The organism is Nonomuraea corallina, assembly GCF_027620315.1.
GTDB lineage: Bacteria > Actinomycetota > Actinomycetes > Streptosporangiales > Streptosporangiaceae > Nonomuraea > Nonomuraea corallina.
Genome location: NZ_JAPNNL010000047.1, coordinates 17,447 through 40,739, shown reverse-complemented (window position 1 = coordinate 40,739; position 23,293 = coordinate 17,447). Strand labels below are relative to the sequence as shown.

Here is a 23,293-nt window from a genome sequence, read left to right as displayed (position 1 = left end):
GTCCGGCGCCGAGGCCGCGCGGCTGGCCGGCACCGGCCCGCTCGACGGGCTGGCGGCCGTGGCGGACGGCAGGCGGGTGATCGTGGTGCCCGAGGGGTTCGCCCGGCTCAACCCGACCGGCAGGGACGTGGTGCTCGCCCACGAGCTCACGCACGTCGCCGCGGGCACCGGCGGTCTTCCGATCTGGCTGTACGAGGGATTCGCCGACTACGTGGCCTACCGGGACGCCGGGCTGCCGGTCACCGTGGCCGCGGCCGAGCTGGCGGCCGAGGTGCGGGCGGGACGGGCTCCCGGCGAGCTGCCCGGTCCCGCCGACTTCCGCGCCCCCGGCGACGGGCAGGCGCGGGCGTACCAGGAGGCGTGGCTGGCGTGTCGGTTCCTGGCCGCGACCCTGGGTGAGGGGACCCTGGTGAGGCTCTACCGTGAAGCGCGGAGTGTCGGCGCCGACCGGGCGCTCGCCGCGCACGGGCTCACGCCCGGCGACCTGGCCCGGGGGTGGCGGGACTACGTGCGGGACCAGCTGGGGTGAGAGGACGGGACGTGGACGACGGCCACGACAGGAACGGCACCATGGGGGGCGGGCCTCCGGCCGGGGCGTCCGCGTACCCGGGAGACGCCCCCGAGCGCCGGGAACGGCGGGAGCGGCCGGGCGCGGAGCCCGATTCCCGCAGGTGGCGGCAGGCCGGGGTGGCCGCGATGGCGCTGGGGGCGGCGATCCTCGCGGTGGTGGGGCTGACGACGCCGTGGCAGGCGCTGCCGGGCGCCCCGGAGGTGCCCGCCGACCCCGCCGCGGACTTCACCGCCGGGGAGCTCGCCCGCGCGCGGGCGTTCGACGCCGCCACCGCCGTGCCGGGCTACCTGTCGCTCGGGCTGACGCTCGTCTTCGCCGGCCTGCTGGTGGTCACCCCGCTGGGCGCGAAGGTCCTCGGGGCCATGCGGGGGCCGTGGTGGGTGCGGGTCCTGCTGGGGGTGTTCGCGCTCACCGTGGTGGAGGAGGCGCTGCGCTGGCCGCTCGGCGTCTGGTTCGAGACCGTGCTGCGCGACTACGGCCTGTCCACGCAGGACTGGGTGTCGTGGACGGGCGACCGGCTCAAGAGCATCGCCATCAACACCGCGCTGCTGGCCGTGATGATCCTGGCGATGGTGGCGCTGGCCCGCCGGTTCAGGCGGTGGTGGATCCCGGCGGCGGCCGGGGCGTTCACGCTTACCGTGGTCGCCTCCTTCGTCTACCCGGTGGTGTTCGAGCCGGTGTTCAACGACTTCCACTCCATGCCCGACGGCCGGCTGCGGACGAACCTGCTGGCCATGGCCGAGCGCGACGGGGTGCCGGTGGAGGACGTGCTGGTGGCCGACGCCTCGCGCCGCACCACCGCGCTGAACGCCTATGTCTCCGGGTTCGGCGCCACCCGGCGCATCGTGGTCTACGACACCCTGCTCAAGGCCCCGCAGCGGGAGGTGGAGCTGGTGGTGGCGCACGAGCTGGGGCACGCGAAGGAGAACGACGTGCTGTACGGCACGCTCGTGGGCGCGCTGGGCGCCGCTTTCGGCGCGATCCTGCTCTACCTGGTCTTCGGCCGGGTGCGCGGCCGCGCCGGGGTGACGTCGATCGCCGACTGGCGCGCGGCGGGGGCGATCATGGGGTTGATGACGCTGGCGACGTTCCTGTCCGGGCCCGTGCAGAACCTCGTCAGCCGTCAGATCGAGGCCAGGGCCGACGCCCACGCCCTGAACCTGACCCGGGACCCGGTCACGTTCGCGGCCATGCAGAAACGCCTGGCAACAGCCAATATTTCCGACTTGTCGCCCGATGTAGTGGAATATGTGCTTTATGCCTCCCATCCCACCGCGCCGCAGCGGATCGCGACGGCCCGCTCCTGGGCGAAGCTGAACGGCGTCCCCGGCCCGTGACCCGCGTCGTCTTCGTCACCAACGACTTCCCGCCCCGCCCCGGCGGCATCCAGTCGTTCGTGCACGGGCTGGCCCAGCGCACCCCCGGCGCCGCCGTCTACGCCCCCGCCTGGCCCGGGTGCGCCGAGTTCGACCGCCGCCAGCCGTACCCGGTCGTGCGGCATCCCGGGCGCCTCATGCTGCCCGTGCCGTCCGTCGCCCGCAGGGCCGCCGCGCTGGTGGCCGAGCACGGCGCGGACACCGTCGTCTTCGGCGCGGCGGCCCCGCTCGGCCTGCTCGCGCCGCGGCTGCGCGCCGCCGGCGCGCGGCGCGTGGTGATGCTCACCCACGGCCACGAGGCGTCCTGGGCGAGCGCGCCCGGCTTCCGCGCGGTGCTGCGCCGCATCGGCGCGCACGCCGACGCGGTGACCTATCTGGGCGAGTACACGCGCGCCCGGCTCGCCACCGCCGTTCCGGACGGCAAGCTGGTACGGCTCGCGCCCGGCGTCGACACCGGCCTGTACCATCCGCGGACGGCCAAGGCCGAGCTGGGGCTGGCGGGCCGGCCGGTGGTGGCGTGCGTGTCCAGGCTGGTGCCGCGCAAGGGCCAGGACCAGCTCATCAGGGCCTGGCCCGAGGTGCTCGGCGCGGTCCCCGACGCCGTGCTGCTCCTGGTCGGCGGCGGGCCGCACCGGCGCGCTCTGGAAAGGCTGGCGGGCGGCCACCCGTCGATCGTCTTCACCGGCACCGTCCCGGCCGCCGACCTGCCCGGCTACTACGCCGCGGCCGACGTCTTCGCCATGCCGTGCCGTACCCGATGGCGGGGGATCGACGTGGAAGGGCTCGGGATCGTGTTCCTGGAGGCGGCCGCGACCGGCCTGCCGGTCGTGGCCGGCCGCTCGGGCGGGGCGCCCGAGGCCGTACGGGACAGCGAGACCGGCCTGGTCGTCGACGGCCGCGGCCCGGCGCCGGTGGCCGAGGCCCTGATCGAACTGCTCACCCATCCCGAGCAGGCGCGGAAGATGGGCGAGAGCGGCCGCGACTGGGTCGAGCGTGAGTGGTCCTGGGACCGGGTCGCCGACCGCTTCCTCGCCCTGCTCTGAGCCTCTGCCTCACCCCTTCGTCGAGCCGAGCGTCAGCCCGGCCACGAACTGCTTGTGCAGCAACTGGAAGACGATCAGCGTGGGCAGCGCCACCAGCACCGAACCGGCCGCCAGCAGGTTGTAGTCGGTGAAGAACTGGCCCCGCAGGTTGTTCAGCGCCGAGGTGACCGGCAGCTTGTCGCCCGACACCATGAGCACCAGCGCCCACAGGAAGTCGTTGTACATCCAGGTGAACTGCAGCGTGGCCAGCGCCGCCAGCACCGGCCGGCACAGCGGCAGCGTCAGCGTCCAGTAGCGCCGCCACACGCTCGCCCCGTCGACCAGCGCCGCCTCGGTGATCTCCTCGGGGATCGTCCGCATGAAGTTCGCCATGACGAACACGCAGAACCCGAACTGGAACGCCACATGGATGAGGATCAGCCCCAGGTACGAGTCGTACAGCGACTGCGAGTCCGACAGCCAGGCCGGCAGCGGGATCAGCGTGTAGAGCGAGTACAGCGGTGTGATGAGGACCTGCGGCGGCAGCAGGTTGCCCGCGGTGAACACGATGAGCAGCGTCCTGCGCCCAGGGATGCGCGCCCGCGCGATGGCGAACGCCGCGAACGAGGCCAGGAACAGCGTCAGCGCCAGCGCCGGGATCACGATGATCAGCGTGTTGAGGTAGTAGCGGGGCAGCTCGGCCTGGCTCCACGCCTGCCCGTAGTAGTCCAGCGTGAGCTGCTCGGGCAGCGAGAAGTAGCCCAGCCGGGCGGTCTCCTCGTACGGGCGCAGCGACGCGTACAGGGCCAGCAGGAGGGGCAGCAGCCAGCCCAGCGCCACCAGCGCCAGGAAGGCGTGCAGCAGCCAGCGCAGCGGACGCGGCCCGCGCCGGGGCGGCGGCGCGGTCCGGGGCCCCGGGCTGGTCCCGACGGGCGCGGTGAGCGTCATCGTTCCTCCCGGAACAGCTGCGACAGGTAGGTGACGATGAACCCGAGCGAGATCACCAGCAGGATCACCGCGATGGCCGAGCCGAACCCGATCCGGCTGGCCTCGCCCACGATGTTCTCGGTGACCAGCACCGACAGCAGTTCGAGCCCGTTCCTGCCCTTGTTGATGGCGTAGACGATGTCGAACGCGCGCAGCGCCTCGATCACCGTGATCACCAGCACGATCACGTTGACCGGCCGCAGCGTCGGGAACACCACCCGGAAGAACGTCTGCCTCTCATTGGCCCCGTCGATGGCGGCGGCCTCCTTGAGCGCGGGGTCGACCGCCTTCAGCCCCGCGAGATAAATGATCATGACGTAGCCGACGTGCCGCCACGCGGCCGCCACCATCACCACCCAGATGTTGACCGACCGGTCGCCGAGCCAGTCGACCGACAGCCCTGTGACGGCGTTCAGCACGCCGTAGTCGTGCGAGTAGACCAGCTGGGCGATGAACCCGACCACGGCCAGCGACAGCACCACCGGCATGTACAGGGCGCTCTGGTAGACCCGGGAGCCGCGCAGCCGCCGGTCCAGCAGCACCGCGCAGAACAGCCCGAACGGCGTCGCGACGAGCCCGAGGAAGACCAGCCAGAGGACGTTGTTGCGGACGGCCGACCAGAACGGCGGGTACTCGCCGGCCAGGTCGGCGTAGTTGCGCCCGCCGATCCACTCGATCGGCCCGAAGCCGTTCCAGTCGGTGGCGGACAGGGCGACGGAGGCCAGCGTGGGCCCCCAGATGAGGCCCACGTTGACGATGACGGCCACCCCCAGCCCGATGACCAGCACGGTCACGTCCCGGGCGGAGTAGCGACGGGTCCTGACGGCCATCAGCGGAAGATGTTGGCCTTCTGCTGCTCGATGCTCGCCAGTAAGGAGTCGACCTCGCCGGGTTTGTCGATGAACGACTGCAGCGACGGGATCATCACCGTGGACGCGAAGTCGGGCCGGGTGTCACGGTCGAGGAACTGGGCGATGTGCGAGGCCTGCGAGACCAGCTCCGCGCCGCGCTTCTGCAGCGCGCTGTAGCCGCTGGTGTCGGCCTTGGAGCTGGCCGCGAGCGTGCCGGGGTCCAGTTCGGTGGCGACGTTCTGCGACGACGCCTGGGCCAGGTGCTTGACCAGGGCCTTGGCCCCGTCGACGTTCTTGGCCTTGGCGGAGACCATGTAGCCGTCGATGGGGGCGTCGATCGAGTCGGTGCCGTGGGCCGGGTTGATCTCGGGGAAGGTGAAGAAGTCCAGGTCGTCCAGGTCCTCCTCGGGGAACTGCTGCGCCACGAACATGCCGAGCAGGTACATGCCGCTCTTCTTCTGCGCCAGCGACTGCGCCGCCTCCTGCCAGGTGCGGCCCAGCGACGCCGGCTGGTGGTACTCCAGCAGCCCGCGCCAGGTGTCGAACACCTGCTTGACCCGCGGGTCGGTCCACGACTCCTTGCCCGCCATGAGGGAGATGTGGAAGTCGTAGCCGTTCGTCCGCATGTTGATGATGTCGAACGTGCCCATCGCGGGCCAGCCGTCCTTGTCCGCGAACGCGATCGGCACCAGGTCGTCGCCCCGCATCCTCTTGGCCAGCGCGGTCAGCTCGTCGAGCGTCCTGGGGGGTTCGTACCCCTTCTCCTCCCAGACGCTCTTGCGGTAGAAGACCGCCCACGGGTAGTACGTGAACGGGATGAAGTACTGCTTGCCGTCGGTGCCGGTGGAGGCGTCCTTGAACGCCTGGGTGTAGTCGCCGCCGATCTCCTGCCACACGTCGGAGATGTCCGTGGCCAGGCCCTGCTCGGCGAAGAACTGCATCCGGTAGCCGGCGAACCAGGTGAACACGTCGTCGGGCGTGCCCCGCAGGTAGCGGTTGATGTTCTCCTGGAACGTGTTGTGGTCGACGGTGTTGATCCGCACGCCGGCCTGGGTGAAGTTCCCGACCACGGTGGCCAGCGACTTCTTCGGCACCTCGTCGGAGGCGTTGGAGCCCAGGGTGACGGTGCCCAGGCCGCCGGTGGCGGCGGCGCCGGGGCTCGGCTGCTCGGAGCCGCCGCAGGCGGCGAGCACGGCGGGCACGCCGAAGGCCGCGGCCGTGCCGAGAATTAGATTGCGGCGGGAGATCGGCGGACGTTGGTCCATGATGGTTCCTCCTTGCCGGACCCTCATATTCCCCCGAGTTCAATCACCTCTCATCGAAAAGCCAACTTTTCAAACTGTCAACGGACCGACGCCAAGAGGCCGCCGGGGGAGTCGCCGGCGGCCTCGTGGACGATCGTCAGTTGCAGGACGGACAGTTGTTGATCTTGCGCTGGATGTCGATGAGGATCTTCATCATCTCGGTCTGCGTCGCCTGCATGGCGTCGAACTTGCGGTCCATGGCGTCGAACCGCTGGTCGACGGCCTCGAACCGGCGGTCCACGGCGTCGAAGCGCTGATCCACCGCTTCGAACCGGCGGTCCACGACGTCGAAGCGCTCGTCGACGGCCTCGAACCGCTTGTCCACCGACTCGGCCAGGTCGCCGACCTTCGTGTCGAGCTTGTCGACCTTCTCGTCCAGGGCGCCGACCCTCCTGTCGAGGGTCTTGACCCGGTCGGCCACGCCGTTGACGCGCTCGGTGAGCTGCTGGCCCAGCTCGATGTGGTCGGCCTTGATCTGGATCAGCTCGTTCTGGATCGCGGCGCCGAATCGAACGGCTGTGTCATTGATGCTCACGGGTGGTCTCCCCTACCGTCGGAGGTAGGGACCGGGGATGTTAGGGATCTCCGGTCCCGGCCGTCCTCCAAAGGCTACCGTCTGTGACCGGGTGACTCCACACCGTTTCTTTAACCGGTCAGGACTCCGGTCAGCCCTTGGTCCCGTAGAGAGCCGCGATCTCGTCCGCGAAGTCGCGGGCCACGATCTGCCTTTTCACCTTGAGCGTCGGGGTCAGATGGCCGCTCTCCTCGGTGAGGTCCGAGCCCAGCACGGTGAACTTCTTGATCTGCTCCGCCTTGGAGACCGTGCTGTTGGCCCGGTCGACCGCGCCCTGCACCTCGGCCAGGACGCGCGGGTCGGTGCGCAGCTCGGCGGCGGTGGCCGGGGCGTACGGCTCCAGCGCCTCCGGGTCGAGAGTGATCAGCGCGCCGACGAACGGCCGCCCGTCGCCGACGACCATCGCCTGGGAGACGAGCGGGTGCGCGCGCAGCGCGTCCTCCAGCGGGCCGGGGGCGACGTTCTTGCCCGCGGCCGTCACCAGGATCTCCTTCTTGCGCCCGGTGATGCTCACGTAGCCGTCGTCGTCCAGGTCGCCCACGTCGCCGGTGTGGAACCAGCCGTCGGCGTCGACGACCTCGCCGGTGGCCTGCTCGTCGTTCCAGTAGCCGACGAACACGTTGCGGCCCTTGGCCAGGATCTCGCCGTCGTCGGCGATGCGGATCGTGACGCCGGGCAGCGGCCGGCCCACGGTGCCGATCTTGTTGGCGTCCGGCAGGTTGACCGAGCAGGGGGCGGACGTCTCGGTCAGCCCGTAGCCCTCGAACACCTCGATGCCGACGCCGCGGAAGAAGTGGCCCAGCCGGTCGCCCAGCGCGGACCCGCCCGACACCGCGGCCGACAGCCGCCCGCCCGTGGCCTCGCGGAGCTTGGCGTACACGAGCTTGTCGAACACCGCGTGGCGCAGCCGCAGTCCGAGCCCGGCCCCGCCGGTGGCCTGCGCCCTGCTCCAGGCCACCGCCACGTCGGCGGCGCTCGCGAAGATCCTGCCCTTGCCGCCCGCGATGGCCTTCTGCTCGGCGGCGTTGTAGACCTTCTCGAAGACGCGGGGCACGCCCAGCAGGAAGGTCGGCTTGAAGTCCTGCAGGTCGGGCGCGACGTTCTTCATGTTGGGGGTGTGCGCCATCACCGCGCCCGCCTCCACCAGCACGACCTGGATCATGCGCGCGAAGATGTGCGCCAGCGGGAGGAACAGCAGCGCCGCGGGATCGCCGGTGAACAGCGGCCGCAGCGGCCCGTGCAGCACGTTGAGCGCGGTGAACAGCAGGTTGTCGTGGGTGATGAGACAGCCCTTGGGGCGGCCGGTGGTGCCGGAGGTGTAGACGATCGTCGCCAGGTCGGACCCGCTCACCCGGGACCGGAGCTCCTCCAGGTCGGCGTCGTCCACGCCCGCGGAGTCGATCGAGCCGTCGAGCGGGCCGTCGAGCGAGCCGTCGAGCGCGGCCTCGACCCGCCAGACGTCCTTGAGGCCGGGCGCCGCCTCGCGGACCGTCCGCTCGTGCGCGTCCAGCTCGACGAAGGCGGCCTTGGCGCCGCTGTCGGCGAGGATCCAGGCGACCTGGTCGGCCGAGGAGGTCTCGTAGATCGGCACGGTGACCGCGCCGATCGCCCAGATCGCGTAGTCGATGAGCGTCCACTCGTAACGCGTGCGTGACATCAGCGCCACCCGGTCGCCGTGTCCGACGCCCGCCGCCATCAGCCCTTTGGCCACCCCGGCCACCTGGTCGCGGAACTCGCCCGCGGTGACCGCCGGCCAGCCGTCGCCGGCCTTGCGGCGCAGGATCACCCGTCCGGGTTCCCGCTCGCCCCGCTGGAACACGGTGTCGGCCAGCGAGGCCGAGCCGGGGACATCCACCACGACGGGGACGCTGTATTCGCGCACAGGTTCACTCCTCCGGGGTGCACGTTTCGGATCGACCCGGACGTTACCGCGATAAGTTACCAATAGGTAGCTTTCGTCATCCAGGTGTTATGAGCAGCCGTTCCTCACGCTAGCAGGCGTTACTCGTAGGATTTCCGCATGAGGGTCCATGTGATCAGCGACGTGCACGGCAGGGCCGACGCGCTCGCCCGCGCGGGCGACGGCGCCGACGCGCTGATCTGTCTCGGCGATCTCATCCTGTTCATCGACTACGACGACCACGCCCAGGGCATCTTCGCCGACCTGTTCGGCGCCGGCCGGGCCGCGGAGTTCATCGCGCTGCGCACCGCCAAGCGCTTCGACGAGGCCAGGGCCATGTCGGCGGAGCTGTGGGGCAGCCTCGGCGGCGACCCGCGCGACCACATCGAGCGGCACGTGCGCGCCCAGTACGCCGAGCTGTTCGCCGCCATGCCCGCGCCGGCCTACCTGACCTACGGCAACGTCGACGTGCCCCGCCTGTGGAGCGACTACCTCGGCCCCGGCCACCGGGTGCTCGACGGCGAGACGGTGGAGATCGGCGGGCTGCGCTTCGGGTTCGTCGGCGGCGGGCTCAAGACCCCGTACCGGACGCCCAACGAGATCGGCGAGGAGGAGTTCGCCGCCAAGGTCGAGGCCATCGGCGAGGTGGACGTGCTGTGCTGCCACATCCCGCCCGCCGTGCCCGAGCTGCTCTACGACGTGGTGGCCCGGCGCTTCGAGCGGGGGAGCGAGGCCACGCTGGAGCTGATCCGGCGCACCCAGCCGCGCTACGCCCTGTTCGGCCACGTCCACCAGCCGCTTCGCCGGCGCACCCGCATCGGCCGCACCGAGTGCGTGAACGTCGGCCACTTCCGCGGCAGGGGCGTCCCGTACGTCCTGGAGTGGTGACCAGGCCCGCTCCGCCGCCGGGAGCCATTTCTGCACTACTTTGGTGCCATGGCTGATCGCACCAGTTCGAGTATCACCGTCGACGCCGACCGCGCCCGCGTGATGGCGGTCATCGCGGACCTCCCCTCCTATCCGGAGTGGGCCGGCCAGGTCAAGAGCGCCGAGGTGCTCACCAGCGCCCCCGACGGCAGGCCCGCGACCGTGCGGTTCGTGCTCGACGCCGGCGTGATCAGCGACACCTACACCCTGGCCTACACCTGGCACGACGACGAGAGCGTCAGCTGGCGGGTGATCGAGCCCGGCAAGATGGTCGCCGCGCTCGACGGGAGTTACCTGCTGGCGGAGACGGGCAGGGGAGTCGAGGTGACGTACGAGCTCGCGGTCGACCTCGCCGTCCCCATGATCGGCATGATCAAGCGGAAGGCGGAGAAAGTGATCGTCGACACGGCGCTCAAGGGACTCAAGAAGCGCGTGGAAGGCTGAGGTGCACCCTCGCGTCCTGCTCTTCACCGGCAAGGGCGGCGTCGGCAAGACGACCGCCGCGGCGGCCACCGCCACCCTGGCCGCGCGGCGCGGACTCAAGACGCTCATCGTCTCCACCGACACCGCCCACTCCCTGGCCGACGCGCTCGGCGCCGAGCCCGGCGAGATCGCGCCCGGCCTCCACCTGCACCAGGTCGACACCCAGCGCACGCTCGAACGCCACTGGGGCGAGCTGCGCGAGTACGCCCGCGGCGTCTTCGTCGAGCTGGGCCTGGACGAGATCACCTCCGAGGAGATCACCGTCCTGCCCGGCGCCGAAGAGGTCATCGCCCTGCTGGAGCTGCGCGAGCACGCCCGTTCCGGCCGCTGGGACGTCATCGTCGTCGACTGCGCCCCCACCGCCGAGACGCTGCGCCTGCTGGCGCTGCCCGAGGCGCTCGACTGGCACGTCAACCGGCTCATGCCGGTCGGCCGCAGGCTCATGCGGCTGGCCGCGCCGCTGGTGCGCGGCGTGGCCAGGGTCAGCGCGCCGGGCGAGGACGTGATGAACGCCGGCGAGCGCTTCCACCGCGGGCTGCTTGAGGTGCGCGAGCTGCTCACCGGCGACCACGCCTCGGTGCGCCTCGTGCTCACGCCGGAGGCGGTGGTGCTCGCCGAGGCCAGGCGCACCCTCACCTCGCTCAACCTGTACGGGTACCGCGTCGACGCGGTGATCGCCAACCGGGTCTTCCCCGGCGACGACGCCGACGAGTGGCGCGCCCGCTGGGTGGCGGCCCAGTCCAGGCTGCTGACCGAGGCCGAGGAGTCGTTCGCGCCGCTGCCCGTGCACACCGTGCCCTACCTGCCCGCCGAGCCCGTCGGCAGGCAGGCGCTGGCCGCCGTCGGCGAGGACCTCTACGGCGAGAGCGACCCGTTCGCGCCGCCCGCGGTGGAGCCGCCGCTGCGGCTGTCCGCCGACGAGCTCACCCTGGCCCTGCCCGGCGCGGAGCGGGACGAGGTGGACCTGGCGCGCAAGGGCGACGAACTGATCATCACGGCGGGGCCGTACCGCCGGATCCTGGCGCTGCCCGTGGCGCTGGCACGCAGGAAGATCAGCGGCGCGGTGCTCCGCGACGGCCGGCTGCGGGTACGGTTCACCTCGGAGGCGGAAACCGACGAAGCGCGCGGCCGGGACGGCACGTGAGCGAAGAGGGCGGACGCCGGACCGACCGGGAGGGCCAGATGACCGAGAACGACCGCACCACAGCCAACGACAGAGACCCCATCGGCACCGTCGCCGAGGAGGCGCGCAAGCTCTTCGACAGCCTGCAGGGCCGCGCCACCCGGCACGTCGGGAAGAGCGTGTTCCACTCGTTCACCGGCGGCGGGCGGTCCGAGAAGGACGTGTGGAGCGAGGCCGTCGCCGAGCCGCAGGACGAGTACGTCTGCCGCGCCTGCCCGGTCTGCCGGGCCATCGCGGCGCAGCGCGAGTCGGGCGGCGACCGCACCGCCGACGTCGCCACCCACCTCGTGGCGGCCGGAGGCGAGCTGTTCGCCGCCTTCCGCGACGCCCTCGACGTGCTCAGTAGCCGGCCCACGACACGCGCGCGGGACGAACGGGGGCGTGACGACCGCGACAATGTGGAACACATAGACCTGGACTAGCAGAGGGATTGGGTCATGCTCACGATCGGTGTGGACATCGGCGGCACCAAAGTCGCCGCGGGCGTGGTGGACGAAGACGGCACGATCCTGGAGCAGACCCTCAGACCGACCGACGCCGAGCACCCCGACCTGGTCGCCGAGACCGTCGCCGCCTGTGTCCGCGAGCTCGCCGAGGGCCGGGAGATCGAGGCGGTCGGCATCGGCGCGGCGGGGTTCGTCGACGAGTCCCGCTCGGTGGTGCGGTTCGCGCCCAATCTGGCCTGGCGTGAGGAGCCGCTGCAGAAGCGGATCAACGGCCTGGTCGGGCTGCCCGTCGTGGTGGAGAACGACGCCAACGCCATGGCCTGGGGAGAGTTCAGGTTCGGCGCCGGGCGCGGCCAGTCCCACATCGTCTGCCTGACCATCGGCACCGGCATCGGCGGCGGCATCGTGCTCGACGGCGCACTCTACCGAGGCCGCTGGGGGATGGGCGCCGAGCTGGGGCACATGGAGATGGTGCCCGAGGGCCGGCCGTGCGGCTGCGGCCTGCACGGCTGCTGGGAGCAGTACGCGAGCGGCAACGCGCTGGTCATCGAGGCCAGGGAGCGCGCCGCCGCGCACCCCGAACGGGCCGAGATCCTGATCGGGCTGGCCGGCGGCAGGATCGAGGGCGAGGAGGTGACCGAGGCGGCGCACAAGGGCGACGAGGTCTCGCTGGCCGCCTTCGACAGCCTGGCCGACTGGCTCGGCCAGGGCATGGCCGACCTGGCCGCCGTGCTCGACCCCGGCTGCTTCATCCTCGGCGGCGGCGTGTCCAGGGCGGCCGACCTGTTCCTCGACCGCGCCAGGAGGACCTTCGAGGAGCGGCTGACCGGCAGGGGCCATCGCCCGGTGGCGGAGGTGCGGCCGGCCGAGCTCGGCGCCTCGGCCGGACTGGTGGGCGCGGCCGACCTGGCCCGGCGGCGCTGACCGGGTGACCGAGCTCAGGGTCGGCACGTACAACCTGCGGGGTCTCAGAGACGACGTGCCCGCGCTCGTGCGGGTGCTGACCGCGATGCGCGCCGACCTGATCTGCCTGCAGGAGGCCCCCCGGCTGGCCGGCTGGCGGGCCCGCTGCGAGCGGCTGGCGGCCCGCTGCGGGCTGCGCCTCGTGGCGGGTCAGGGCGTGGCCGGGGTGGCGGTGCTGGCCGCGCCCCGGGTGCGGTCCCTGCACGCCGAGAGCGGCCTGCTGCGGGTCTTCCTCGGCCTGGAGCCGCGAGGGCTCGCCGTGGCCGTCGTGGAGGTGGGCGGGGCGCCGCTGGCCGTCGCCTCGGTCCACCTCGACCTCGACGGCCGGGCCAGGCTGCACCACGCCGCGGAGGCGATGGCTCGGGTGCGCCGGGTCGCGGCCCCGTACGGCGCGCCCGTCGTGCTGGGCGGTGACCTGAACGAGAGCCCGCACCAGCCGGCCTGGCGCTATCTCGCCGGGCAGCTCACCGACTGCTACGCCGCCGCCCCCCGCGGCGACGGGCTCACCTTCACCGCCAGACGGCCGGGACACCGCATCGACGGGGTGTTCGCCGCGCCCGGGATCCAGGTCCTGTCCTGCGGCGGAGTGGACGCCCCAGGGGCCGATCTGGCCGCCGCGACCGACCATCTGCCGGTCGTCGCCCACCTGAGACTCGCCGGGTGAAGGATGATCGGCCCCCGGCAACCCGTAGCATCTCCTTCATGACCCGTCGCACTCCGCGGCGTGCGCTCACCATGATCCTGGCGGCCGGTCTGGCCGTTCCCGGCCTCCCGACCGTCGCGCATGCCGATCCACGCCCCGCCGCCATCGACGCCTGGCAGCGGAGCACCAGCGTGCGGCTGCCCGTCGACGGCTCGCTCTCCGACGTGCTCGCCCTGCCGTCCGGCGCCGTGTGGGCCGTGGGCCAGCAGCAGATCTGGGACGTGTGGAAGAACCGCGGCACCATCCGCCACTGGAACGGCGAGCGGTGGAGCGAGATCGGCATCCGCGACACCACCGGCGCCGGCAACCTGCGGTCGGTCTCGGCCGCGGGGGAGGGCGACGTGTGGGCGGTCGGCGACGGCCTCGACGGCCTGCCCTACCTCGCCCACGGCGACGTCGCCGGCTTCGAGCGGGTCCGGCCGCAGGGGCTGCGCAGCGGCGACTGGCTGGGCGGGGTCGGGACGGCAGGGGAGCGCGTCGTCGGCGTCGGCAGCCGCGGCAAGCACGCCCTCGTCGTCACCCGCGAGGACGGCGACTGGCTGGTCCGGGAGACCAGCGAGAAAGGCGCCCTGTACGCCGTCGACGGTGACCTCGCCGTCGGCGACACCGGAACGGGGCCGCTGATCATGAAGCGTGCCGGCGGCTCCTGGAAGCGGGTCAAGACGCCGGCCATCGCCGGAGGCTACCTGCGCGACGTCCACGCCGACAGCGCCAAGCGGGCGGTGGCGGTGGGCGGCGTCTACCGCGGTCCCGGCGCGGTCGAGCCGCTCGTGCTGACGTGGAACGGCAAGCAGTGGCAGCGCCAGGCCGTCCCGACCGCCGGGGCCCGCCTCTACGGGGTGACCGGCGACGGCAAGGGACACTACTGGATCTCCGGCCACGACCCCGCCCGCGCCGCCGAGGCCTACCTGCTGCGCTGCGACAAGCGTTCGTGCGACGTGATGCGGGGCGAGGCGGCTGACGGCAGGACCAGCGTCCGCCTGCAGGCCGTCACCTACCTGGCGGGCAGGCAGGCGGTGTGGGCGGTCGGCCACGCGGTCGACGGCCGGGAGCGCTACACCGACGTGGTGGAGTCCTTCGGACCGCGCGAACCCGAGAAGTCCTAGGGCCCGAGAAGCCCTGGAGCCTGGGAAACCCTTGAACCGGGGAAACCTCAGAACCGGGAAACCCCAGAACCGGGAAACCCCAGAACCGGGAAACCCCGGAGCCCGGCAAGTCCTAGAGACGGGCGCCGTCGTCCCAGCCCGAGTCGCCGGGCGGGCCGTCGCCCATGCGCACCACCAACGCCACGAACCCGCCGATGAACGCCGCCACCGCGCCGAACAGCGCCCAGCCCTCCATGTGCCAGCCGGCCATCGCGGCGACCAGGAGATAGCCGGGACCGCCGAACAGCGCCACCCAGGCCAGCTTGGCCGGCAGGTCGAGCTTCGGCAGCGGCGGCGGAGGCGGCGGCTCGTAATGCCCCTCGTCGTCGCCCTCCCGCCGGCCGGAGCCGTCCTCGGCGGCCTCGCGGTCCGGGCCGGCCGGGCCATCCATGCCGTCCCGGCCGTCCTTGCCGTGCGCGTCACCAGGGTCGTCCGGGTCGTCCAGCTCGTCCAGGTCGCCCGCGCCGGCCCGGCGGTCGTCGGCGAACTCCTCCGGCGGTTTGACCACCCGCCGCGTCGGCTCGACCGGGACGTTCTCGCTGTCCGGCCAGGGCTGATCGGCCGAGTCTCGCTCGGCGGTGTCGTTGAAGGACGCGACGATCTGACGCCAGACCTCGTCCTCGTCACTTTGGGGCGTCACTCAGATGGGCCTCTCCACAGCGATCGCGACTTCCCCCTGGGTGCGATCAGTCCCTCTGCAAGGGTACCGAGGCATGGGTCCGGATGAAGTCGAGGCTCCCGGCAAAGATCCTGTCGGCATCGTTGTCCAGCGTCGCAACATGGTAGCTATCGGCAAGTTCCTCGATCGTGGCCTGCGGGACCCTCTCACGGATGAGGGCCACGCTGGCGGGTTTCACCACATGGTCGTCGGTGCTGTGGTAGACCAGCAGCGGCTGCCTCACCTTGCTCAGGTCGGCCTGCACCAGCGACCACAGCTCGGGCAGCGACGCGGCCGCCTTCACCGGGGTGCGGCTGTAGGCCAGCTCGGTGACCCCGGCCTTCTTCACGTCGTTGCCCACCCCCGGGATCGAGGGGACGAACCACTTCAGCAGCGGCGCCAGCTTCATCAGCCACACGTCGTTGGTGATGGACGGGTTGACCACCACCACGCCGCGCACCCCCTCGCCGTGCATCTCGGCCAGCCGCAGCGCCAGGCACCCGCCGAGCGACAGCCCCGCGGTGAACACCTCGGCGCAGCGGCCCTGGAGGTCCGCGAACGCCTTCTCCACCTCGGCGTACCAGTCCTCCCAGCGGGTACGGTTCATCTCCTGCCAGGTGGTGCCGTGCCCCGGCTGGCGCGGCAGCGACACGGTCAGCCCGTGCGAGGCCAGATACTCGGCCCAGGGGCGCAGCGACTGCGGGGTGCCGGTGAAGCCGTGGCACAGCAGCACGCCGATCGGTCCTGCACGGTGGTGGTAGGGCTCGGCGCCTGGCATGAGCGGCATAACAGCTCCTCCATGCTTTTTCATCCCGGAACTGCCCGATCGTCGCACGATCCAGGGCGATTGTGCGAGAGGTGGTGTAGGAGCATGCACCGTGGGATGGGAAGATGACTACCTGTTGGCGACCGTCGCGTGAGGAAGAGGTGGCCGGGTGTTCTACTGGGTGGTCAAGGCCATCTTGGGGCCGATCCTCCACATCGTCTTCCGGCCGGTCACCGAAGGCGTCGAGAACGTGCCCAAGGAGGGGCCGGCCATCCTCGCCGGCAACCACCTGTCCTTCGCCGACCACTTCTTCGGCCCGCTCCATCTCCGGCGCAAGGTCATCAGCCTGGGCAAGTCCGACTACTTCACCGGGCGCGGCGTCAAGGGCTTCTTCACCCGCATGTTCTTCAGCGGCGTCGGCACCGTCCCGATCGACCGCTCCGGCGGCAAGGCCAGCGAGGCCGCGCTCCGCACCGGCCTGCGGGTGCTGCGCGAGGGCCACCTGCTCGGCATCTACCCCGAGGGCACCCGCTCGCCCGACGGCCGCCTCTACAAGGGCAAGACCGGCGTGGCCAGGCTCGCGCTGGAGTCGCGGGCCCCGGTCATCCCGTGGGCCATGGTCAACACCTTCGAGATGATGCCGCCGGGCAGGCCGCTGCCCAAGCTCGGCATCCGTCCCGAGGTGCGGTTCGGCAAGCCGCTCGACTTCTCCCGCTACTACGGCATGGAGGACGACCGGCTGGTGCTGCGCGCGGTGACCGACGAGATCATGTACGCCCTGATGGAGCTGTCGGGGCAGGAGTACGTCGACAAGTACGCCGCCAGCGCCAAGGTGGAGATGGAACGGGCGGCCAGGGCCGCGAACAAGCGCGACTGACGCCCCGACCGCCCTTCAGGCCAGATGAGCGTTCAGGCCAGATGAGCGTTCAGGCCAGATGAGCGTTCAGGCCGGGCGAGTGTTCAGGCCAGGCGGGCGCGGAGTTCCCGGATGTGGTCGGGCGTGGTGCGGCAGCAGCCGCCGATCAGCGCGGCTCCCGCCGCCTGCCACTCCTCGGCCGCCTGACCGTACTCGATCGGGTCGGCCGTGCCGCGCCAGCGGCGGGCGGCGGCGTCCCAGGTCTCGCCCGAGTTGGGGTAGACCACGACAGGCAGGCCGCCGCGCAGGGCGGCGATGAGACCGGGGATGTGCCGCGGGGCGGTGCAGTTGGCGCCGACGGCCACCACCTGCGGGTTGCCGGTGAACAGCGCGGCCGCCTCGGCGATCGGGGTGCCGTCGCTGATGTGGGCGGCGTCGCGGCAGGAGAAGCTCACCCAGGCCTTGACCGACGGCGTCTCTGCCAGCAGCCTGGCCAGCGCCCGCGCCTCGGCGAATGACGGGATGGTCTCACAGGCCAGCAGGTCGGCCTCGGAGGAGGCGAGGATCTCCCAGCGGGGGCGGTGCCAGGCCAGCAGCGCGTCCTCGTCGATGCCGTAGTCGCCGGTGTATTCGGCCCCGTTGGCCAGGTAGGCGCCGTAGGGGCCGACCGAGGCCGCCACGAGCCCGCGGCCGGCCTCGTCGCGGGCCTGCGCGGCCACCTCCACCGACAGGCGGATCAGGCTTTCAGCCTGCTCCCGGTCGATCCCCCGGCGCAGGAACCCGGCGATGGACGCCTGGTAGCCGGCGGTCGTGGCCACGTCGGCGCCGGCCGCGAAGTACGCGGCGTGCGCCTGCCGGATCAGGGCGGCGTCGTCGAGCAGCAGCCGCGCCGACCAGAGCGCGTCGCCGAGGTCGGCGCCGAGCCGTTCGAGCTGGGTGGCGAGCCCGCCGTCGAGCACCATCGTGGTCACCTGCCCAGGATACGGCTGCCCGAGGTGCCGGCTTTTTCCGTGGTTCCTCCGCTCGTGCCCGGCGACGGACGAGGCCGGGATCAGGGCGCGCCGCCGATACGGGCGAGCGCGTCCCGGTCGAGCACGGTCACCTCCGACCTGCCGAGCCGGACCAGGCCCGCCAGGAGCGCGGTCTTGTCGAACGCGACCGGGGCGGACGGCGCCGCCAGCACCGCCTCCCGGCCGTCCGCGCCCGCCCGGCTCGCCCGGACCCGGCCGTCCAGCAGCACGATCAGCTCACCCGCGGGGTCGCCCTCGGTGCACAGCACCTGGCCGGCCGGGTAGCGGCGGCGCCGGGCCAGCCCTTCCAGCTCCCGGACCCGCGCGGCGTCCAGCCCGCTCAGCATCGGCAGATCGGCCAGCGCGTACGTCATGTATCCGGTGATACACCACCGTCGTGTCCCGCGGCGCGGCGCCCGCCGGCCTCGCGGCCCTAGCCTGCCGGGCATGACGAGATACGTGGTCCCACTGGCCTTCGACGGCGACCCGGAGCGGCGGCGGGAGCGGCTGCGGGTGCGGCCCGCTCATCGCGAGCACCTGCGCGGGCTGAAGGACAGGGGCCTGCTGGTGACGGCCGGCCCCTGGGCGGACGACAGCGGCGCCCTGCACGTGTACGAGGTCGCCGACGAGGCGGAGCTGCGCGCCATCCTGCGCGACGACCCGTACACCGTGGCGGACGCCTGTGAGCTGGTGCTGTTCAAGGAGTGGACGTCAAGGAGTAGACGCCGCTGCGGTGACCGTCAGGCCCGCTTCCAGAACGGGCGTTCCCTGCCCTCGCCCCCGCTCCCGCCGCGGGGGCCGGAGCCGCCGGTCAGGGCGGTGAGCACCTCGATGGCGCGCCGGCGGAGCGCCTCCGGGTCGGTCCCCGGCCGCTCGGCCGCCTCCAGCTCGCGGGCCAGCGCGGCCAGCTCGGCGTGCCCGCCCAGGTACGCCGACAGCGCGGCCAGCCGGGAGCCGAGATCGGCCAGGTAGAGAGCGCCCGGAGCGTGCAGCGCCTTCAGCCGGTCCAGCTCGGCCACCAGCTGGGGACGCACGGTGTCCAGGCTCCGCGTGGCGCGCGGCGCGGGCCGCGCGGACATCGGCCCGCGCGCCATCCGCGGCGCGGGCCCCGCCCCCGGCAGGAACGCGTCATCGCCGCCCAGCATGGCCGCGAAACCGCCCGCGGGCGCGATCCCGGGCCCGCCGGAGGCGGGGGGCGGCGCCGGCGCGGGCCCTGCCATCGCGGTGAGGCCGAACGCCATCGGCGAGACCGGCGCCTCCCAGCCGCTCGGCTGCTCCACCGGCTGGATCACCTGGTGCTCCGGGCCGCCCTCGGCCACCTGCCGGGTGTCGGCCGCGACGTAGGCGGTGAACCTGCACAGCACGCCGTGCTCCAGCGAGACCCGGACGATCTCCCCTTCCAGCTCCCGCTCGCCCATCGCGTACCGGTCCTCCAGCTCGCGCAGGTGGGCGCGCGCCCAGACGGCGCCCAGGGCCGGGCTGTCGACGACGGTGCCCGGCACACGCTCCTCCCACGGCGCGCCGGACGCCAGGCCGCGCACCGTCACGGCCGAGCCGCCCCGGCACCGCCCGTACACCCGCAGCGGCACGCCGGGGAAGAGGGACCCCAGGCGCGTGACCGTGCCCGGCTCCACGTCCAGGTCCTTCAGCGACAGGTCCGTCACCAGCGGCGCGCCGATCCGGCGGTGGATCTGCTCCATGGCCGCGTCCAGCCGGTCCTCCGAGTCCACCAGCTCGCTCCGGCCCGCGCCCAGGCCGGCCAGCCGGCCCAGGAAGCCCGCGTTCACCGCCCGGTCGATGCCGACCGTGTGCACCCGCATGGCCGACAGCGCGCCGCCGGTCAGCTCCAGGATCTGGTCCTCGTTGCCGACCTGGCCGTCGGTGACCAGGACCAGGACGCGTTCCCTGCCCTGCTCGCCGCCGAGCAGGGCGATGGCCCGGCGCAGCGGCTCCAGCAGCTCGGTGCCGCCGCGCGCGTCCACCCTGGCCAGGTGCTCGACGGCGCGGTAGCGGTTGCGGTCGGACCCTTCGGCCAGGCCCTCGAACGCCTCCTCCACCACCGAGTCGAACGCCAGGACCGCGAACCGGTCGCCCGGCGTGAGCGTGTCGACGATCCGGGCCGCGGCCCGGCGCGCCGCGACCATCTTCCAGCCCGCCATGCTGCCCGACCGGTCCAGCAGCAGCACGAGGTCGCGCGGCCGCCGGTCCGTCTCCAGCTCGGGCGGGACCACGAACAGCGCGAACGTGCCCGCGCCGTCGAACTGCAGGGACGTGGACGCGGCGAACGACAGCCGCAGGATGAAGTCACGGTCCAGCCGCTCACCCGGGCGCAGCCGTACGGTGTCGCCCTCCTCCTCGACCACGTGCAGGCTGGAGGCCAGCTCGCGCAGGTCCAGCCCGGCGGCGTCGACGGTGGCCGACAGGGACAGGCGGACCGGGTTCGGGAAGCCGGGCAGCAGCACCGGGGGAGTGACGCGGGAGGCGTCAGGGACCGCGTCGGTGTCCGGCGCGGTGCCCGACCCGGCGGGCGGGCCGTCGAGCGCCTCGCCCGGGATGTAGCGGGGCGCCACCACCAGCGGGAAGCGGAACGTCGCCGCGCCGTCCTCGTACGGCAGCGGCTGGCTCAGCGTCAGCCGGACCGTCACCCGCTCGCCGGGCAGGATGTTGCCCACCCGGATGGTGAACACGTCAGGCCGGTCCTCCTCGGCGATCGCCGCCCGCCTGCCCTCGCGCAGCGCCCTGTCGTAGTCGGCGCGCGCCTGGCCGCGCTCCTTGAGCACCCCCTCGACGACCCGGTCGTCCGCCTCCATCCGGAACGCGGTGACGGCGGCCCTGTCGGGCAGCGGGAAGACGTACGTGGCCTCCAGCGTGACGTCGAACGGGTTGCGGAAGCCCTGGGCCACCTCCACCCCGGCGACCAGGCCCGCGATCGCGGCGTGCACGTCGACGCTCTCCAGCGGCAGGTTGCCGCGCTCGGTCCGCAGCGCCCCGATCCCGGCGTCGGGCTCCGGCACGCATCGGGCGGGCTCAAGCGAAGTGATCTTCATAGGAGTCCTCTCTCTTCGAGCACCGCGAGCAGCGGCCCCGCCGCCGCGAGCAGCGCCCGCACGTCGTCGTCCCCGGGGGCCCGCCGCGCCTCGTCGAGCACCAGCGTCACCCCTCCCGCCAGCCGCACCCCGTGCACGGCCCCGGGCGTCCCGCCGCGCCGCTCCGTCCGCCCGGCCCCGCCGGCCGGTGCGCCGGGGTTCTCCTCATGGAAGCCGCCGCGCGGCTTCCGCACACCTCGATCCGGTCCTTGTGCGGGCCGATCCGCCCAGAACCTGGACCGGGTCCGCGGTCTCCCGTCCTCCAGGTACGCGCCCGCCTCCGTGCCCGGCGGCTCCTGGCCGTCCGGTGAGCCGGGCGGCGGGACCACTCCGGACGCGGACACGCCAAGCCGCGCGTCCGCCCCCGCACCGCGGGGGGTGCGGAGATCCCCGGCCTCGGGCGGGGGACCGGGGAGGCGGGCCGTGGCTTCGAGCGAGGCGTCCGGGGCGCCCGCGAGGGCCGCCTGGATGTCGGCGATCGACATGCCCTCCGCCTGCAGGCGTTTGACCGCGACCAGTTGCAGCAGGTGGCGCCGCCCGTAGCGGGCGATCCGGCCGCGCCGGGTCAGCGGCGGGTCGACCAGCCCGATCGTGGTGTACCACCTGATGAGCCGCTCGCCCGGCACGTCGCGGACCCGGCCGTTGAGCGGCTGCGCGTGGGCGCGCAGCGCGTCGGCCGCGCGCTCCGCCAGCTCGCCGATGGTCCAGGTGTCGCTCATACCCTCACAGTGACACTGTCACTATTACAGTGTCAAGGGAATCAGAAATCCGGGCATGAAAGGCACATCCTCGGGGAGGAGGTACGACATGGCTACGATTAACAGCCCGCTTTCGGGCGACGCTAAGACCACGACCGGCAAGTGCCTGCAAGGCGCCCTCATAGACCTGATCGACCTCTCCCTGGTCGCCAAGCAGATGCACTGGAACGTCATCGGCCCCAACTTCCGTTCGGTCCACCTGCAGCTCGACGAGGTCGTCACGCTGGCCCGCCGGCACACCGACACCCTCGCCGAGCGCATGTCCGCCCTGGGCATGAACGCCGACGGCAGGTCCGCCACGGTGTCCAAGTCCAGCCAGCTGTCCCAGCCGGAGTCCGGATGGCTCGAGTCCGGCAAGGTGGTGTCGGCGATGACCGACGTCCTCGGCGGCATCGGCCGGCGGATGCGCGAGCGCATCGACATGACCGAGGAGTCCGACCCGTCGACCCAGGACCTTCTCATCGCCGTCAACCAGGACATCGAGAAGCAGCACTGGATGTTCCAGGCCATGAGCTGATGCGTGCGGGACGCGAGCCCGGGAGCCGGCCGGCCCCGGGCTTCCGCATGCCGGGAGGCCCTTTCTCGTTCGTGTGCCGTTCGATCGCGGTGTCCTCCCCCTTCACGTCCGTGCGGTCGACTAGCGTGGCATCCAGAGGGAGGCCCAACCGATGTCCCACAAGACTCTTCTCCGTACGGGCCCGCTCTCCCAGGGCGGGGTGAGCCCGTACGGACCGGTCCAGGAGCCCGGCGCCGAAGGGCTGCTGTCCCTGCCAGCGGGGTTCGGCGGCAGGGTGGTGGCCCGTTCGGGGAGCAAGGTGGCCGGGCTGACCTGGCACGCCGCGCCCGACGACGGAGCGTGCTTCCCCGACGGCGACGGCTGGATCTACGTGTCCAACTCCGAGCTGTCCCTGCTCGGCGGCGCGGCGGCGATCCGCTTCCGGCCCGACGGCTCCGTCGGCGACGCCTACCGCATCCTGTCCGGCACCGAGCTCAACCGCGCGGGCGGCGCCACCCCCTGGAACACGTGGCTGTCCGGCGAGCTCGGCCACCGGGGCCGCGTGTTCGAGTGCGACCCGTACGGTGTCCGCGCGGCGCGTCCCCGGCTGGCGATGGGCCGGTTCCGGCACGAGGCGGCCGCCTGCGACCCCGACCGGCAGGTCGTCTACCTGACCGAGGGCGAGCGCGACGGCTGCTTCTACCGGTTCCGCCCGTACGACTGGGGCGACCTGACCGAGGGCGCGCTGGAGGTGCTGTGCGGCTCCGGCCGGTGGGAGCCGGTGCCGTGGCCGGCCGCGCCGCTCAAGGGCACCCGTCACCAGGTGTGCGAGGCGCGCAGGTTCGACGGCGGCGACGCCTGTCACTACGCCGGCGGCGTGTGCTTCTTCACCACCAGGGGCGACGGCACGCTGTGGGCGTACGACACGCAGACCTCGGCGGTGGAGCGGGTGTGCGACGGCGTGCGCGCCGTCACCGCGGCCCCCTCGGGCGACCTGTACGTCTCCCGGGACGCCACCAGGATCGACGTGATCACCCCGGACCGGGAGATCACGCCGTTCCTGCGGTTCGCCGGCCGTCCGGGCGCCGAGCTGACCGGGCTGGCGTTCGCGCCGGCCGGTGACCGGCTCTACTTCTCGGCCAGGCGGGAGGCCGCCGCGGGCCACACGTTCGAGGTCACGGGCCCGTTCCGCGCCGCGTGACCCGCCGCGTGGCCCGCCCCCCGCGCC

23 protein-coding genes and 2 pseudogenes are annotated in these 23,293 nt (G+C 72.6%); 14 read left to right on the top strand and 11 right to left on the bottom strand.

Features of this window, described 5'->3' with window-relative positions; translation table 11 throughout:
- From OUY22_RS14620 to OUY22_RS14610, 3 genes and pseudogenes are all read left to right on the top strand, one after another.
- Positions 1-529, top strand: a pseudogene (locus OUY22_RS14620) (hypothetical protein); the annotation flags it as partial.
- 11 nt (positions 530-540) lie between these two features.
- Complete coding sequence (locus tag OUY22_RS14615; protein WP_270155476.1) at positions 541-1,908, top strand: M48 family metallopeptidase; 1,368 nt, start codon at positions 541-543, stop codon at positions 1,906-1,908.
- The gene (locus tag OUY22_RS14610) at positions 1,905-2,990 is read left to right on the top strand and encodes a glycosyltransferase family 4 protein (RefSeq protein WP_270155475.1); all 1,086 of its coding nucleotides are present in this window, start codon (positions 1,905-1,907) and stop codon (positions 2,988-2,990) included. Before OUY22_RS14615 ends, OUY22_RS14610 begins: the two co-directional genes overlap by 4 nt.
- A 9-nt stretch (positions 2,991-2,999) precedes the next feature.
- Here the strand turns inward: OUY22_RS14610 and OUY22_RS14605 are convergent, their stop codons facing one another.
- The 5 genes from OUY22_RS14605 to OUY22_RS14585 form a co-directional block, all read right to left on the bottom strand.
- Positions 3,000-3,917 (bottom strand): carbohydrate ABC transporter permease, encoded by a 918-nt coding sequence (locus OUY22_RS14605; RefSeq protein ID WP_270155474.1) that lies wholly within the window; start codon positions 3,915-3,917, stop codon positions 3,000-3,002.
- Positions 3,914-4,786, bottom strand: coding sequence for a carbohydrate ABC transporter permease (locus tag OUY22_RS14600; protein ID WP_270155473.1), 873 nt, complete (start codon positions 4,784-4,786; stop codon positions 3,914-3,916). The genes OUY22_RS14605 and OUY22_RS14600 overlap by 4 nt, the downstream gene beginning before the upstream one ends.
- Positions 4,786-6,072 carry an ABC transporter substrate-binding protein gene (locus OUY22_RS14595; RefSeq protein WP_270155472.1) on the bottom strand — a complete coding sequence of 429 codons (1,287 nt, stop codon included), beginning with the start codon at positions 6,070-6,072 and terminating at the stop codon, positions 4,786-4,788. The genes OUY22_RS14600 and OUY22_RS14595 overlap by 1 nt, the downstream gene beginning before the upstream one ends.
- A gap of 136 nt (positions 6,073-6,208) precedes the next feature.
- Positions 6,209-6,646, bottom strand: coding sequence for a hypothetical protein (locus OUY22_RS14590; RefSeq protein ID WP_270155471.1), 438 nt, complete (start codon positions 6,644-6,646; stop codon positions 6,209-6,211).
- 130 nt (positions 6,647-6,776) lie between these two features.
- Positions 6,777-8,567, bottom strand: a complete 1,791-nt coding sequence (locus OUY22_RS14585; protein ID WP_270155470.1) for an AMP-dependent synthetase/ligase — start codon at positions 8,565-8,567, stop codon at positions 6,777-6,779.
- Positions 8,568-8,705: 138 nt separating this feature from the next.
- On the opposite strand from OUY22_RS14585, the gene OUY22_RS14580 reads away from it, so the two are divergent.
- From OUY22_RS14580 to OUY22_RS14550, 7 genes are read left to right on the top strand one after another with little or no spacing between them, the layout of a single operon-like run.
- Positions 8,706-9,473: a metallophosphoesterase family protein gene (locus OUY22_RS14580; protein ID WP_270155469.1), complete on the top strand. Its 768-nt coding sequence runs from the start codon at positions 8,706-8,708 to the stop codon at positions 9,471-9,473.
- A 48-nt stretch (positions 9,474-9,521) separates the two neighbouring features.
- Complete coding sequence (locus OUY22_RS14575) at positions 9,522-9,956, top strand: SRPBCC family protein (RefSeq protein WP_270155468.1); 435 nt, start codon at positions 9,522-9,524, stop codon at positions 9,954-9,956.
- A 1-nt stretch (position 9,957) separates the two neighbouring features.
- Positions 9,958-11,139, top strand: coding sequence for an ArsA family ATPase (locus tag OUY22_RS14570; RefSeq protein ID WP_270155467.1), 1,182 nt, complete (start codon positions 9,958-9,960; stop codon positions 11,137-11,139).
- Between the two features lie 38 nt (positions 11,140-11,177).
- Positions 11,178-11,600: a DUF5304 family protein gene (locus OUY22_RS14565; protein ID WP_270155466.1), complete on the top strand. Its 423-nt coding sequence runs from the start codon at positions 11,178-11,180 to the stop codon at positions 11,598-11,600.
- A 15-nt stretch (positions 11,601-11,615) separates the two neighbouring features.
- Positions 11,616-12,548, top strand: a complete 933-nt coding sequence (locus OUY22_RS14560; protein ID WP_270155465.1) for an ROK family glucokinase — start codon at positions 11,616-11,618, stop codon at positions 12,546-12,548.
- Between the two features lie 4 nt (positions 12,549-12,552).
- Positions 12,553-13,251 carry an endonuclease/exonuclease/phosphatase family protein gene (locus OUY22_RS14555; RefSeq protein WP_270155464.1) on the top strand — a complete coding sequence of 233 codons (699 nt, stop codon included), beginning with the start codon at positions 12,553-12,555 and terminating at the stop codon, positions 13,249-13,251.
- A gap of 38 nt (positions 13,252-13,289) precedes the next feature.
- Positions 13,290-14,396, top strand: a complete 1,107-nt coding sequence (locus OUY22_RS14550; RefSeq protein ID WP_270155463.1) for a hypothetical protein — start codon at positions 13,290-13,292, stop codon at positions 14,394-14,396.
- A gap of 112 nt (positions 14,397-14,508) precedes the next feature.
- On the opposite strand, the gene OUY22_RS14545 is transcribed toward OUY22_RS14550, so the two are convergent.
- Both OUY22_RS14545 and OUY22_RS14540 read right to left on the bottom strand, forming a co-directional pair.
- Entirely contained in the window at positions 14,509-15,075 is a 567-nt protein-coding gene (locus OUY22_RS14545) for a hypothetical protein (RefSeq protein WP_270155462.1), read from the bottom strand.
- 46 nt (positions 15,076-15,121) lie between these two features.
- Complete coding sequence (locus tag OUY22_RS14540) at positions 15,122-15,880, bottom strand: alpha/beta hydrolase (RefSeq protein WP_270155461.1); 759 nt, start codon at positions 15,878-15,880, stop codon at positions 15,122-15,124.
- Between the two features lie 148 nt (positions 15,881-16,028).
- Between OUY22_RS14540 and OUY22_RS14535 the strand changes: the two genes are divergently transcribed.
- Positions 16,029-16,736 (top strand): lysophospholipid acyltransferase family protein, encoded by a 708-nt coding sequence (locus OUY22_RS14535; RefSeq protein ID WP_270155460.1) that lies wholly within the window; start codon positions 16,029-16,031, stop codon positions 16,734-16,736.
- 83 nt (positions 16,737-16,819) lie between these two features.
- On the opposite strand, the gene mmuM is transcribed toward OUY22_RS14535, so the two are convergent.
- Entirely contained in the window at positions 16,820-17,677 is an 858-nt protein-coding gene (gene mmuM / locus OUY22_RS14530) for a homocysteine S-methyltransferase (protein ID WP_270155478.1), read from the bottom strand.
- Between the two features lie 89 nt (positions 17,678-17,766).
- The gene (locus OUY22_RS14525; RefSeq protein WP_270155458.1) at positions 17,767-18,099 is read right to left on the bottom strand and encodes a cyclic nucleotide-binding domain-containing protein; all 333 of its coding nucleotides are present in this window, start codon (positions 18,097-18,099) and stop codon (positions 17,767-17,769) included.
- Between OUY22_RS14525 and OUY22_RS14520 the strand changes: the two are divergent.
- Positions 18,098-18,424 (top strand): annotated as a pseudogene (locus OUY22_RS14520) (YciI family protein); the annotation flags it as partial. The gene OUY22_RS14525 and the pseudogene OUY22_RS14520 overlap by 2 nt on opposite strands.
- Before the next feature lie 41 nt (positions 18,425-18,465).
- Here OUY22_RS14520 and OUY22_RS14515 read toward each other — a convergent pair.
- The gene (locus tag OUY22_RS14515) at positions 18,466-20,772 is read right to left on the bottom strand and encodes a VIT domain-containing protein (protein WP_270155457.1); all 2,307 of its coding nucleotides are present in this window, start codon (positions 20,770-20,772) and stop codon (positions 18,466-18,468) included.
- Entirely contained in the window at positions 20,769-21,530 is a 762-nt protein-coding gene (locus OUY22_RS14510; protein ID WP_270155456.1) for a MerR family transcriptional regulator, read from the bottom strand. Before OUY22_RS14510 ends, OUY22_RS14515 begins: the two co-directional genes overlap by 4 nt.
- A gap of 88 nt (positions 21,531-21,618) precedes the next feature.
- Here OUY22_RS14510 and OUY22_RS14505 point away from each other — a divergent pair, with 88 nt between their 5' ends.
- A complete protein-coding gene (locus OUY22_RS14505) occupies positions 21,619-22,086 on the top strand; it encodes a Dps family protein (protein ID WP_270155455.1) in 468 nt (155 codons plus the stop codon).
- A 151-nt stretch (positions 22,087-22,237) separates the two neighbouring features.
- Complete coding sequence (locus OUY22_RS14500; protein WP_270155454.1) at positions 22,238-23,266, top strand: alkaline phosphatase PhoX; 1,029 nt, start codon at positions 22,238-22,240, stop codon at positions 23,264-23,266.
- The last annotated feature ends 27 nt before the right edge of the window (positions 23,267-23,293 follow it).

What these genes read in the sequence shown, in the direction of transcription:
- OUY22_RS14605 (WP_270155474.1), bottom strand. Translation starts at nt 3,917, where the DNA reads ATGACGCTCACCGCGCCCGTCGGGACCAGCCCGGGGCCCCGGACCGCG.
- OUY22_RS14600 (WP_270155473.1), bottom strand. Translation starts at nt 4,786, where the DNA reads ATGGCCGTCAGGACCCGTCGCTACTCCGCCCGGGACGTGACCGTGCTG.
- OUY22_RS14595 (WP_270155472.1), bottom strand. Translation starts at nt 6,072, where the DNA reads ATGGACCAACGTCCGCCGATCTCCCGCCGCAATCTAATTCTCGGCACG.
- OUY22_RS14580 (WP_270155469.1), top strand. Translation starts at nt 8,706, where the DNA reads ATGAGGGTCCATGTGATCAGCGACGTGCACGGCAGGGCCGACGCGCTC.
- OUY22_RS14575 (WP_270155468.1), top strand. Translation starts at nt 9,522, where the DNA reads ATGGCTGATCGCACCAGTTCGAGTATCACCGTCGACGCCGACCGCGCC.
- OUY22_RS14565 (WP_270155466.1), top strand. Translation starts at nt 11,178, where the DNA reads ATGACCGAGAACGACCGCACCACAGCCAACGACAGAGACCCCATCGGC.
- OUY22_RS14560 (WP_270155465.1), top strand. Translation starts at nt 11,616, where the DNA reads ATGCTCACGATCGGTGTGGACATCGGCGGCACCAAAGTCGCCGCGGGC.
- OUY22_RS14550 (WP_270155463.1), top strand. Translation starts at nt 13,290, where the DNA reads ATGACCCGTCGCACTCCGCGGCGTGCGCTCACCATGATCCTGGCGGCC.
- OUY22_RS14540 (WP_270155461.1), bottom strand. Translation starts at nt 15,880, where the DNA reads ATGCCGCTCATGCCAGGCGCCGAGCCCTACCACCACCGTGCAGGACCG.
- mmuM (WP_270155478.1), bottom strand. Translation starts at nt 17,677, where the DNA reads ATGGTGCTCGACGGCGGGCTCGCCACCCAGCTCGAACGGCTCGGCGCC.
- OUY22_RS14525 (WP_270155458.1), bottom strand. Translation starts at nt 18,099, where the DNA reads ATGACGTACGCGCTGGCCGATCTGCCGATGCTGAGCGGGCTGGACGCC.
- OUY22_RS14515 (WP_270155457.1), bottom strand. Translation starts at nt 20,772, where the DNA reads ATGAAGATCACTTCGCTTGAGCCCGCCCGATGCGTGCCGGAGCCCGAC.
- OUY22_RS14510 (WP_270155456.1), bottom strand. Translation starts at nt 21,530, where the DNA reads ATGAGCGACACCTGGACCATCGGCGAGCTGGCGGAGCGCGCGGCCGAC.
- OUY22_RS14505 (WP_270155455.1), top strand. Translation starts at nt 21,619, where the DNA reads ATGGCTACGATTAACAGCCCGCTTTCGGGCGACGCTAAGACCACGACC.
- OUY22_RS14500 (WP_270155454.1), top strand. Translation starts at nt 22,238, where the DNA reads ATGTCCCACAAGACTCTTCTCCGTACGGGCCCGCTCTCCCAGGGCGGG.